The 11,629-nt window shown below is 60.1% G+C and carries 10 protein-coding genes and 1 pseudogene; 7 read left to right on the plus strand and 4 right to left on the minus strand.

The window, feature by feature from the left end; genetic code table 11:
- Positions 1-850 (plus strand): hypothetical protein (locus sphst_RS21230; protein ID WP_234387619.1); only part of this gene is annotated, 850 nt, incomplete at its 5' end.
- A gap of 162 nt (positions 851-1,012) precedes the next feature.
- Here the strand turns inward: sphst_RS21230 and sphst_RS12050 are convergent.
- The 4 genes from sphst_RS12050 to sphst_RS12065 all read right to left on the minus strand — a co-directional run bounded on the left by sphst_RS12050 (position 1,013) and on the right by sphst_RS12065 (position 7,637).
- The gene (locus tag sphst_RS12050; RefSeq protein WP_234387621.1) at positions 1,013-1,717 is read right to left on the minus strand and encodes an alpha/beta hydrolase; all 705 of its coding nucleotides are present in this window, start codon (positions 1,715-1,717) and stop codon (positions 1,013-1,015) included.
- Positions 1,718-2,200: 483 nt separating this feature from the next.
- On the minus strand, positions 2,201-2,536 hold the full coding sequence (locus sphst_RS12055) for a hypothetical protein (RefSeq protein ID WP_031393937.1): 336 nt from the start codon (positions 2,534-2,536) through the stop codon (positions 2,201-2,203).
- 1,563 nt (positions 2,537-4,099) lie between these two features.
- Positions 4,100-7,474 carry a PAS domain-containing protein gene (locus sphst_RS12060; RefSeq protein WP_081877528.1) on the minus strand — a complete coding sequence of 1,125 codons (3,375 nt, stop codon included), beginning with the start codon at positions 7,472-7,474 and terminating at the stop codon, positions 4,100-4,102.
- Positions 7,464-7,637 (minus strand): type II toxin-antitoxin system ParD family antitoxin, encoded by a 174-nt coding sequence (locus sphst_RS12065; protein WP_031393939.1) that lies wholly within the window; start codon positions 7,635-7,637, stop codon positions 7,464-7,466. The genes sphst_RS12060 and sphst_RS12065 overlap by 11 nt, the downstream gene beginning before the upstream one ends.
- Before the next feature lie 366 nt (positions 7,638-8,003).
- Here sphst_RS12065 and sphst_RS12070 point away from each other — a divergent pair, with 366 nt between their 5' ends.
- From sphst_RS12070 to sphst_RS12095, 6 genes and pseudogenes are all read left to right on the plus strand, one after another.
- The gene (locus tag sphst_RS12070; protein WP_031393940.1) at positions 8,004-9,491 is read left to right on the plus strand and encodes a helix-turn-helix transcriptional regulator; all 1,488 of its coding nucleotides are present in this window, start codon (positions 8,004-8,006) and stop codon (positions 9,489-9,491) included.
- A 119-nt stretch (positions 9,492-9,610) separates the two neighbouring features.
- The gene (locus sphst_RS12075; protein ID WP_107045589.1) at positions 9,611-9,787 is read left to right on the plus strand and encodes a CsbD family protein; all 177 of its coding nucleotides are present in this window, start codon (positions 9,611-9,613) and stop codon (positions 9,785-9,787) included.
- 164 nt (positions 9,788-9,951) lie between these two features.
- Entirely contained in the window at positions 9,952-10,323 is a 372-nt protein-coding gene (locus sphst_RS12080) for a hypothetical protein (RefSeq protein ID WP_234387622.1), read from the plus strand.
- The gene (locus sphst_RS12085; protein ID WP_107045590.1) at positions 10,320-10,721 is read left to right on the plus strand and encodes a YsnF/AvaK domain-containing protein; all 402 of its coding nucleotides are present in this window, start codon (positions 10,320-10,322) and stop codon (positions 10,719-10,721) included. Before sphst_RS12080 ends, sphst_RS12085 begins: the two co-directional genes overlap by 4 nt.
- Positions 10,721-11,347 (plus strand): OmpA family protein, encoded by a 627-nt coding sequence (locus sphst_RS12090; protein WP_234387624.1) that lies wholly within the window; start codon positions 10,721-10,723, stop codon positions 11,345-11,347. Before sphst_RS12085 ends, sphst_RS12090 begins: the two co-directional genes overlap by 1 nt.
- 43 nt (positions 11,348-11,390) lie before the next feature.
- Positions 11,391-11,629 (plus strand): annotated as a pseudogene (locus tag sphst_RS12095) (DUF2382 domain-containing protein); the annotation flags it as partial.

The following is an 11,629-nucleotide window of genomic DNA, read 5'->3' on the forward strand; positions in this document are numbered from 1 at the left end:
AAAGACGGCTCGGCCGGTGCTCCCAAGTCTCCCGAAGCCTGCACTTCAAACGCTCGCGCCGGCACCGTCAGCGAGAACGTTCGAAGCCAAGCTGCGCCCCGTACAATGCGGCCCGATTCCTGGGGCGGAGGCACTAATCAATCGCACCGACCTCCGCTGGATTGTGGTGGGAGAAATGCACGGCACCAAAGAGACGCCAGCAGTTTTTGGTGATCTCACTTGCCTAGCTTCGGCGTCCCGGCCGGTGATCGTCGCGGTCGAACAAATGACCACCGAGCAACCCGCTATTGACGATTTCATTGGTTCCGATGGCGGTGCCGCGGCGATATCGCACTTCTTGAGCAGCAGAATATGGACGCAGCCGATGAAGGACGGCCGATCCAGTGAAGCGTACTTTCACCTTTTCCAGAGGCTGCGCGAATTACGAGCGGCAGGGCGGATTGCGAGTGTCGTTGCGTTCCAACCCTTGTACAATCCCGGTCGAGGCGGATTCAAAGCGAGCGATTACGAGAATGCACTTGCCTCGTCACTGGTCAGCAGGGTGAGGCAAGGCGCGCGGGCGCTCGTCTTGGTCGGGAACATTCACGCAATGCGAACTGCTCCTACATGGGCCAAGCCAGCTTACCTGCCGATGGCTGGCTACCTTCCAGCCCAGACCACCATCAATCTTGACGCGAGGTGGGTTGGCGGATCCTATTGGGCTTGTACTTCGGACACCAGTTGCGGTGCACAAACTGTGCCCTCATTAGGGACAAGACCGGCTCGCGGTATCACCATGGACGTTACCGGTGGACCTTATGCGGGGGCGCTTAACCTCGGCGTCGAAGTGACTGCTTCACCTCCGCAGTAACGAGCTTACGGCAACATCCGTTAGCTGCCATTACGCCGTCTTTGCAGCAGGTGCAGCGGGTTGGCGTCCGAGCGTGCGGTACACAGTTGGGCGCGAAATTGAGAACACCTCGGCGAGATCGCTGACATCTACAGTAGGCTGTCGCTCACCGCTTCTTCTCGATCATAGCATGCCGATGTTATGCAGCCATTGCTTGACCTGTCCGGGCCATTCCCGCGAAATCGGATCAGCCGTGGGCCGCATTCCGAAAGCGTGCCCTCCCTTGGCATAAAGCCACATATCGACTGGCACGCCGGCATCACTGAGTGCCAAGGCATAGGCCATAGGTTGCCGGATTGGGTCAGTAGGGTCGTTCATGGCGTGAAGAATAAACGTGGGCGGTGCCTTCGGGCTGATTGTCACCCATGGCTTGAGTTCAAGGCTGTTCCTGCCCTTGCTGTCGTCTAGCATACGCGCCGTGTAGGCGACGATCGCAAAGTCTGGCCGGGGCGATTGCTGGTCAGCCGCATCCGTCAGCGGATAGGTGCGCTCATCCGTGTTGCTCAGGCTCGCTGCCAAATAAGCACCCGCTGAAAAGCCGATCACACCGACTTTATGCGGATCGAACCCGTAGGATGCTGCCTGCTCCCTCAACAGCCCCATCGCGCGCTGTGCGTCCTCCAGACCCAATAGCACCTTCGGCCGTTGTCCCTGCGGCCACGCTTGCGGCACCCGATATTTCAGCACCGCACAGGTCATACCCTGTTGCACCACCCAATCGCAGATTTCGGTGCCCTCTAAATCAGTCGCTATGACTTCGAAACCGCCGCCCGGCATGACCAGCATCGCGGTGCCGACGTTACGCCCCTTCGAACGATAGAGAGTCATTGTGGGCCGGGTGACATAGCTCGCCCAATGCCATTTACTTCCTCCCACAAGTCCCGTCCCATTACCGGTCCCCTCAGGCCGATCGCCGGAGTCCGGTTTGGCGAGAGACGTGCTCGCAGGCCAGAGCGGCGTCTGAACCCCCTCCTTAGGAGCCTGCCACGTGCCCGCCCGCTCATTTTTCGGGAGGACAACCTTGGCAGGCAAATTGTTGGCCTTGCTAATCTGCCCGCAGGCCGCACCGGCGATGCTGATTGCAAGGAGAGAGGGCACGACGAACCGGAACCGCGACAAACCATATCTCCTGCTTTGAGGAAGCAACCTTCCTGTGGGATCAGGCGATTGCAGAAGCGGAGGTTAGCGGGCCAAGCTCATCACGCAACTGGTAGCTCCCCGCATGGGAACGGCGCGCGAGACGGCGCGGGCGTTCTTGGAAACGATCGAATTTTGGGAATGGTCAGGCGGTGAGCATTCCAGGGTTTGATACTACGAGCTTGATTTAACGGTTGCCCGATCGGCTATCCGCGCTCGGCGCTGGCGGATTTTCCACGGCACCGCGACCATTACAAACACCATCAATCCTACAAAAATCCAAATCTGATCAGTCATGCCTTGCAACCACGCGATGCAGATGACGCAAGGCACCGCGATTATTGGTGTGATCTTGGTAGACCACCAAAGGATCGCCCCCCACCCTGGCCGATCCCAAACGCTCTTGTCGAAGTTGAGCAGTATGAGCGTTGCCAGAACTTTCGCACCCAGCGTTACGGCTACGATCCAACTCAAAAGGTCGAGTAGCGTAGAAAAGCCGAACGTCATCATTGAAGGATGATGCAACGGCTGGAGCCACGTAACAAGGCGTCAGCATTGTCTCTCAGTATGCGCCGTCGCTCTCTCCTTCCCAAAACCGAACGGCAGACAAGACGGCGCGGGCGTTCCCGGAATCGATCACGAAATGGGAAACTCGTTCTTGCCATCGAGCGCCGATTCATTGCGCCCACTTCGGCAGATTATCTTTTCGAAAGCGGAATCTTTCAATGACATCACCGGTATAAAGGCATTGACTGGACCAGTGGTTCTTGACCCCACTGGATATATACATCTTGCCCGTGGAGCAGACGTGCCGTCTACATTCGGGCAGAGGTGTCAGCGATATACTTATTATATTCCTGCCGTCTCTTGCGATAAGCCTGCACTGTCGTAACTCATACCCCGGACGCGCCGGATAGGCCTTGATACGCTTACCTTCGTATACACACACTGCACGTCCAGCGCCTCTGTCTAACACACCGGTCTCATCACATATCTTTCGGCACGCTTCCAAGTCCGTGCTTTTGTCTCGGGTGATGTTCAACCCTCCAAAGTCGGCATCAAGGCGACAGCGATCCCACTCTGAATTCTCCGTACTAGGGTACGGCCTCGGCCTAATATCGAAGCCTGATTTGTGTAGGATCCATTGACGTTGTACGCTCTCAACCGACACTGCGAGCGCGTCCGCTACTCGATCAATAACAAAGCCCGAATACGCCTGCGATTTACGCTTGGTGCGGCAGTGAGAAACCGGCGTGCCAGATGCAAGACCGAAAACCCGTGCATGGCGACCAACTATGACTACCCGCTGTACATTCGCCATTTTGGCGTTGGAGAATCGCCAATTTATTGGGCTAGTTGAAGATGCAAGTATCACGATGGGTGCAGCTTGCGTGTGAAGTCGAACTTTAACTGTCGCGCCATCACTTGATCGATTTACTTGCACGACGTGAAGGGATCTTGTCTCTAAGCCTTTACTCGATAAGTGACAAAAGCCAGATGCTGCAATATCTTGCTTGAATGCACCGTACGAAGTTGAAGGAAAATGTTCTCCGGTGCTAGCCTGCGATATTGCCAAGCAGCTAAAGAGCGCTATCACATGTGCAGCCGCCCTTTGCATACTCAGCCTCCCGATTAATACTGGCACAACGGTTCATTTCTAGGCGAATGGCATTAATAAAACGTCAAGCATTTCTGATTGGGTACGGCAATCAAGACGGCCCGCTGCCTCGCAAGGGAACGGCGATCGAGAGGGCCGAGGCATTCCCGAAAACGAAGGTCGAGTGAGAATCCCCAGCTCAACGCCCTGAAAGCACTGGTGTTGGGCGCCGTTTTCTCGAAATCTGTTCTCAAATCGATTTTCTCGAAATGGCCTAAACGACATGGGGAAACCGGAATCCTTAGCTGACGGTTTTGCCGACGGAACTATGCCCAATTCTAAATTGGGATCCGGCAAGGATGTCGCGGATGTCCTGACTTTCGCACATCGCCAATGTCGCAACTTTTGCAATAATTAAGGCGGTTAACGGTCGAGGGCAGATTGCCACTTTCGGGATCAAATCCTGCCCCCTGATCCTATGAAGCGGGCGGCTTGAGCATCTCGGCGACTTTCAATGATAGTGCCTCCAGCGTGAACGGCTTGGTGAGCAGTTCCATGCCGGGTTCGAGGTGACCGTTGCCGACCGCCGCGTTCTCCGCAAAGCCGGTGATGAAGAGCACTTTCAATCCGGGCCGCAACACGCGAGCTGCATCCGCCACCTGTCGGCCATTCATACCGTTCGGCAAACCCACGTCAGTGATGAGCAGTTCGATCTTGGCTCCGGATTGCAGAACCTTGATGCCCGCCGCACCATCCGCTGCGCCGATTACCGTGTATCCGAGATCATCCAGTACCTCGTCGATCAGGTGACGGATCGTCGCCTCGTCATCCACTACGAGCACGGTTTGACCGCCGGCACCTTCGGTAAGGGTGCTCGCATCGTCTTCGATGTGCTCGCTTGCTTCGCCGTGGTGGCGCGGCAGGTAGATGCAGACGGTTGTGCCCTGTCCGACCTCGGAATAGATGCGGACCTGCCCGCCCGATTGCTTGGCGAAGCCGTAGATCATGGACAGGCCCAGGCCCGTGCCCTGACCGAGCGGTTTGGTTGTGTAGAACGGCTCGAACGCACGCGCGATCGTCGCCTCGGACATACCGGTGCCCGTGTCGGTGACGCAGATCGAAATGTACTGCCCGGGTGTCATGTCGCGATCGCGAGCGGTCCGGTCGTCGATCCATTTATTCGCCGTCTCAATTGTCAGCTTGCCGCCTTCGGGCATGGCGTCGCGACCGTTGATGCAAAGGTTGAGGATGGCGTTCTCGAGCTGACCCGCGTCAGTCTCGGCTGCCCAGAGCCCGGCAGCGCCAATAACCTCGATATCCGCTGTTGCCCCAACTGTTCGGTGCAGCATGTCCTGCAAACCGGCAATCAGCCGGTTGATGTCGGTTGGCTTGGGGTCGAGCGTCTGGCGACGTGAGAAGGCGAGTAGCCGCTGGGTCAAAGATGCGGCACGTCGCCCCGCGCCTTGTGCGGCGTGGATGAAACGATCGAGATCATCGAGCCGGCCACGGGCGACGCGCAGCTGGAGCAGTTCCAGATTGCCCATCATGCCGGTCAGCAGATTATTGAAGTCGTGCGCGAGCCCGCCAGTCAGCTGGCCGACTGCTTCCATCTTCTGGGCCTGGCGAAGCGCCTCCTGGGTCCGAGTAAGCTCGGCTTGCTCCGCCACCCGCTCGGATACGTCGACACCGTGCTGAGTGGCACCGATGATGCTGCCATCGACCCCGCGCAGCGGATTGTAGGCGACCTCCCAGACGGGAATCGCGAGGTCCGGATGACCAAAGGCATCAGTGATCGTGAAGGACTCGCCAGCCATTGCGCGAGCAAGAGAGCCCCGGATCGTAGCGTCCTGTTCGGGCAGGAACAGGTCCGGAAACACATCTCCCACCTGAAGGGTATGGCCGTAGACGCGAGCAAACTCAGACTGGAGTGCCGAATTGAACGCAATCACCCGGAACTCGGTGTCAAAGGCACCGACAGGTTTGGCGTCGGACTGAATGATGTTCCGGAACAGTTGCAGCGAGGCGGATCGTTCCTCGACGCGCTCCTCCAGCGTCACATTGAGAGCGTGCAGTTCCAGCTCGGCACGGCGCCGCTCGACTGCCTGGCGAAGCCGGTCCCCGGCTTCGCGCATGAAAGCGATCTCGTCCTCGCGCCATGTTCGTGACAGAGGGTCGTTGACGTAGAGAATGGCGACCGTGCGGCCCGCTTCGACGATGGGATAGTTGATGAGCGAGCCGACCGATAGCGCGATCAGGGGCTCGGGATTGCCGGCGGTGCGTGGATCGCTCCTCACGTCATTGATAACGACGATCGACCCAGCGCGAAGATCGGCCGCGTATAGGCCATACTCCTCGAGCGTGTAGGTCCCGGCAAGCGTCGGGAAGCCTGGTGCGGTCCAGTCATTCGATACCGTGAACGTCTCGTTGTCGCCCGCAATTGTGCCATAGCCCACGCGAGCAACATTGAGGAGGCTGCCAATCTGTTCGGCCGCCGCGGCCTGCATTGCATCAACGTCAACGATGACGCGCAGCCGGTCGCTCAGTTCAGCCAGGCCGAAGCGATACTGGTCGACGCGCACCAGCTCGCTCCTGGTGCGATGCTGCTCGGTGATATCCGACGCGGCACCGAACCACTCGACGATCTCGCCATCGTCGCCGAAGATCGGTGCGGCACGCGACGATGTCCAGCCGATCGACCCGTCCGGCTGGCGGACACGATGCTCGAAGCGGAACGGCGCCTTTTCGCGAACCGCCTGGTCGATCGCGGCCCGGACCGCAGGCTGGTCGTTGGGGTGGATGTACCTGGTCATCCAGTCGGGCTCGGCCGTCGCCGTATCCGCCAGGAAGCCGCCGCCCGACAGCTGGCGCATTTCGCTCCAGTCGGGGCTCATCGAGTAGAGCGCTTCGGAGGAGGCCTGCACCAGAGCGGCGAACCGATCGCGGCTGTCCTGCAACTGCCGCTCGCCCGCCAGCCGTTCCGTCACCTCCAGGAACAACACGGCGAAGCGATCCCCTTCGAGCGGGAAGGTGTGGCCCTCGTACCAGCGGCCGAGCGATCCCACCTGACGGGTGAAGGTAGAGGCCTGGCGCCTGTCGACGACTTTCGCCATCTCGTCGATCCACGCCTGCTCGATGCTAGGGATGATCTGTCGAACCGTTCGGCCTACCGCCGTTTCGGGTTCGATACCGACCAGATGACCGAAGGCCGCGTTAACATCGAGGTAGGTCCAGTCGATGGCTCGACCATCCGCATCGCGGACCAGTTCGCCGAGCATGAAGCCTTCGGTAAGTTGCTCAAACAGACCGCGCCAGTGTGCTTCACGCTGGCTCAGACCAGCCTTGGCCTTTTCACGCTGACGTTCGGCGCGCCGCTGCTCGGTCATCTCGGTCGCGAGAAGGAGAACGCCTGCAAAAGCGCCGCCTTCTCCCTGAACCGCCGAGAAGCTGTACGTCCAGTCCGTCACCTCGTCGCGGCCATGACGCCGCATCACCATCGACAGATTCTCGATGGCGAAGCCCTGGCCGGTCGCGAGCACACCCGCCACCTGAGGCCCCAGTACCGGTGCAATGTCGGACAGCACTTCCGGCATCGGTCGGCCGAACGCGTCTGGATGGCGATCGCCGAGTGCTACCGCATAGGCATCGTTGTAGAGCAGCCGCTGCTCTGGACCCCAGTAAAGCGCCGCGATACCCTTCGTGTTGAGCACTAGCGACAGGGACGTGCGAAGCGAAACCGGCCAGGTCGAGTATGCGTCCAGCGGCGTCGTTGACCAATCGGTCTCACGAACGCGCTGTCCCATCTCGCCGCCCCCAATCAAGGGAGGGACAGTCGCCCCGGCATTATTGTGCATAGCGTCGCCCCTGGTTGCGGGCCTCGTCGCGCTCGATCATCAGGCGCAGCGCCGAGCGCACCACCTCGCTGGAACTGCTATACCGCCCGGATGCGACCTGCGAGCGGATGTACGTTTCGAGTTCCGTCGTCAGGGCGACGTTGCGGGTCGGGGTCGAGGACATGCTGCTGCGTTTCCGATGCCGAGATGGTTGTCAACATTTGCCAGCATCAGCATCAAGCTTTCCGTTGTTGCAAATGTGCTGAGTTTCGAACGTATCGAATGCCGTCAGTTGAGCGCTCTGAGGGACGTTGGCGTGGAAAAGCTGTTGATCATATGGTAAATGAGGAAATGCGGCTCAGCGCGCTGCGCAACTTCAGTTTACTCGGCAGCGCGGCCGATAGGAACCCTTGCGTCAGATATCCTAATACAAACGCATCTCGTTTTTTGTCCGTGGACGGCTAGCAAGATTTCTCTTGTCGGGTCGCAACGGTATGGACGGATCGTTAGAATGACAGGTCGCGGCATGTCCGGTCAGCAAGGAAAGAATGTGAGCGCCGACGCCCGTCAGGAGTCCGACCTTCAGAACCTCCAGCAGATCGTTTCGGGGTTGTCCGAAGGCGTGATCCTGATCGATCCGGACCAGACGCTGCGCTGGGCGAATGATGCTGCCCTCAAGGCGCACGGCGTTCGTACCATCGAGGAGCTGGGCCAGGACGTGGCCGAGTACCGACGGCGGTTCCACTTACGCTATCGGAACAATCGTATCCTCGACGACGGTCGCTACCCCGTTGATCGGGTGGTCGCAGGCGAGACTTTCGCCGAAGTCGTCGTCGAAGTGACGCCCGACGGCGCTGATGAGCCGCAATGGACCCACCAGGTCCGCAGCCTCGTCATGACCGACGAGGATGGCGGCCCCGAGCGGTTGGTCCTGATCATCCAGGACGTCAGCGACCGTTTCGAGGCGGAAGAACGGTTTGAGCAAACTTTCAACGCCAATCCCGCACCCGCCCTCATATGCAGGCTGAGCGATCAGCGCTTCATCAAGGTCAACAAGGGCTTCCTCGACCTTACCGGCTACAATCGCGGTGAGGTCATCGGTCGAAGCGTGTACGAGATCGACCTGTTCAACGGTGCCGACCAACCCGACGTCGCCAAGCGGTGTCTCCACGATGGCGTCACCGTTCCACAGATGGAGGCCGAGCTCGGGATGTCGGGCGGGGGCACGAGACTGGTGATCATCGCCGGCCAGCCAATCGAGTTGCACGACGAAGATTGCATGCTCTTCACTATGGCCGACCTCGAGCGTCGCCGCGTCGCGGAGACGGCGCTCGTTCATAGCGAAGCGCGCTTCGATCATACCTTCGACATGGCGCCAGCAGCAATGATGATGACGTCGCCTGAGGACCTCAAACTCATCAACATCAATCCCGCGTTCCAGCGGATGACCGGCTATGACCCGGAAGCCATCACCGACCAGTGCGCGGCCAAGCTCGACCTATGGGAAACCCCGTCCATCCGGCGGTCGATGGAAGCCGCCCTTCGTAGCACGGGGCTTATCGCAAACCTGGATGCACGGATCCGCGGCCGCGACGGCGTCCTGATCGATTGTCTCGTCTCGGCATCGCTCATCGAAGGTGGTGGCAGTCCATGCGTGCTGTGGGTGCTTCAGGATATCTCCGATCGGCGCCATTCCGAGGCTGAAATGCTCGCCTCGATTGAGGCGGTGATGAAGGATGCAAGCTGGTTCAGCCGCGCGCTGGTCGAGAAGCTCGCCAATCTACGGTCACCACCCTCATCGGCAGAGCACAGGAAGGAGGTGGCCGACCTCACGCCGAAGGAGAGGCAGGTGCTGGGGTATATCTGCCAGGGAGCCGATGACGCGACGATTGGGGATGCGTTGAACATGTCGCGCAACACCGTGCGCAATCACGTCGCGCGCATCTACGGCAAGATCGGCGTCAACAAGCGCGGGGCTGCCATCGTGTGGGCGCGCGAGCGGGGCCTCAATCACGGGAAAACCGCGAAGACGTCGTAGGCGACATCGCTGCATCAGGATAACTGATCCAGCCGCATGTATCGTGCCTGCCAAGGCGGCTCTACTACTAAACCGCCGGTCCCTCGATCCGAGCAGACCGGCTCATGACAGGATCGTGCATGGCCAAGCGTACCGACCACGCGACAAAGCAGGTCAAGGGGTCGATCAAGGAAGCGATCGGCATGCTCATCGGCGATCCAGCGGTTCAGGCCGAGGGTGCTGCCGAGAAGGCGGGCGAGGCTGAGCAGAGTTCTGACATAGGCGCACCTGATCCGAAGGCCGCTCCTTCGACTTAGCGCATCGAGCTTTCGTCAACCAGAAAAACTAGTGGCTTAAAAGTGCGGATGCATCAGTCCATCTGACGATTCTGCGTCACTACGGCTATTATGAGTCAGGGTATCAACATCGCGGGGACACCGCCACTCGGCTCCGGGCTGACCTTCCCCCGCGAGGACTATCGATGTTGACCAAATCGACGACTGCGTCTCGCAAATTGGCATGGCCGGCAGGCGCACTGGCGCTGGCGATGGGTTTGGCTGGATGTATGCACCCCTCAGACAAGATCGCGACGGGCCTCGTCCGCTACGGATTGGATGAACGCCAGGCACGATGCATGGGTGATCGCCTCGAAGCCAACCTGTCGATCGGTCAACTCCAACAACTCGGCCGTGCCGCCCGTGCCGTAAACAAAGGCGATGTCACTCCAAGTCGGCTGACGGTCAGCGATCTTGTCCGGGTGTCGTCGCAGTTCAACGACGCCAAGGTTCCGATAGAGGTGACGAAAGCGGCCGCAGGTTGCGGCGTCCTGGCCGGACCGGGAGCTGCGCTGTGACTGGTGAAACCGACCCTGGCGATCTCCGCATCCCTCTCGTCGAAGAGGTGGTGGGGATCGAGAAGCGCGTCGTCGAGACCGGCCGCGTTCGGGTTCGCACCTTCGTCGATGACGAGCAGGTGCGGGTTGCTGATACCCTCCAGCGAGAAACCGTCGATGTCGAGCGGATCGCGATCGGTCGCGAGGTCGATACCGCACCCACCGTGCGGGAGGAAGGCGAGTTCCTGATCGTACCCATCGTCGAAGAGCGGCTCGTGATCGAGAAGCGCCTGTTTCTGGTCGAAGAAATCAGAATGCGGCGGACCACCGCCACAATACCCGTCGAAGTCGACACGACCCGGCGCGTCATGCGCGCGGAAATCGAACGCGACGAGTCCACCTTTTCAGGAGAGCAATAGTGGCAAACAACAACCGCAAGGGCGAGGGCGCCCCGCCCAGCCACATCCATGTCGGCAAGACGGAAAAGAAGACCAACTGGCTGGCATGGCTGGCGCTGGCGCTCGGCCTGCTTGCCTTGCTGTTCGCGCTTAGCCGTTGCGGTCGCGACGAGCCCGTCGCCCAAGTTGCGCCTGCTGCTGTCCCGGTTGCCGAACCGGTCGCACCTCCGGCTCCAACCGTCGTTGCGGTTCCGGCCGGCACGTCGACCGTCGGCGCGTATCTTGCCGGCAGCGAGCCGCTGCCACGGACCTTCGTGTTCGAGAAGCTCAATTTCGATACGGCGGGCAACATTGTTCGTACCGAGGACCAGGCTGAAGTCGCTGCCTTGATCGCAACGCTGAAGCAGCACCCGACCTCGCGCATGCGGGTCGTCGGTTATGCCGATGCTCGCGGTGCAAGCGACGCGAATACCGCGCTTGGTAAAAGTCGCGCGGACAGCGTCAAGGCAAGCCTCGTCGCCGGTGGCATCGAAGCTGACCGCATCGAAACCGCATCGGGCGGGGAAACCAACCCCGTCGACAGCAACGCCACCGCGGCCGGTCAGGCCGAAAACCGGCGTACCGAGCTGGTCGTCCTCCAGCGTTGACATCCCTGTTCACTTCCCCCCCACCGAAGAAGAGGTAATTCCCATGTCACGTACCATCACAGCGATGTTCGATACCCGCGCCGACGCCGATGCCGGCCGCGAGCGCCTGCTCGCCGCCAATCTCGATGCGGACAATGTCCGCGTTCACGGTCAGTCGAGCATGAGCGACACCGCCGGCAGCCAGTCGACCGAGGACCAGGGAATGTGGTCGTCGATCAAGAATGCGTTCCTTCCCGACGAGGATCGCCACACTTATGAGGAGGGCGCCCGTCGTGGCGGTTT

The sequence above is a fragment of the Sphingomonas sp. STIS6.2 genome (assembly GCF_000732685.2).
In the GTDB taxonomy this organism is placed as follows: Bacteria; Pseudomonadota; Alphaproteobacteria; order Sphingomonadales; family Sphingomonadaceae; genus Sphingomonas; species Sphingomonas aerolata.

What these genes read in the sequence shown, in the direction of transcription:
- sphst_RS12055 (WP_031393937.1), bottom strand. Translation starts at nt 2,536, where the DNA reads ATGATGACGTTCGGCTTTTCTACGCTACTCGACCTTTTGAGTTGGATC.
- sphst_RS12060 (WP_081877528.1), bottom strand. Translation starts at nt 7,474, where the DNA reads ATGCACAATAATGCCGGGGCGACTGTCCCTCCCTTGATTGGGGGCGGC.
- sphst_RS12075 (WP_107045589.1), top strand. Translation starts at nt 9,611, where the DNA reads ATGGCCAAGCGTACCGACCACGCGACAAAGCAGGTCAAGGGGTCGATC.
- sphst_RS12080 (WP_234387622.1), top strand. Translation starts at nt 9,952, where the DNA reads ATGTTGACCAAATCGACGACTGCGTCTCGCAAATTGGCATGGCCGGCA.
- sphst_RS12065 (WP_031393939.1), bottom strand. Translation starts at nt 7,637, where the DNA reads ATGTCCTCGACCCCGACCCGCAACGTCGCCCTGACGACGGAACTCGAA.
- sphst_RS12050 (WP_234387621.1), bottom strand. Translation starts at nt 1,717, where the DNA reads ATGACTCTCTATCGTTCGAAGGGGCGTAACGTCGGCACCGCGATGCTG.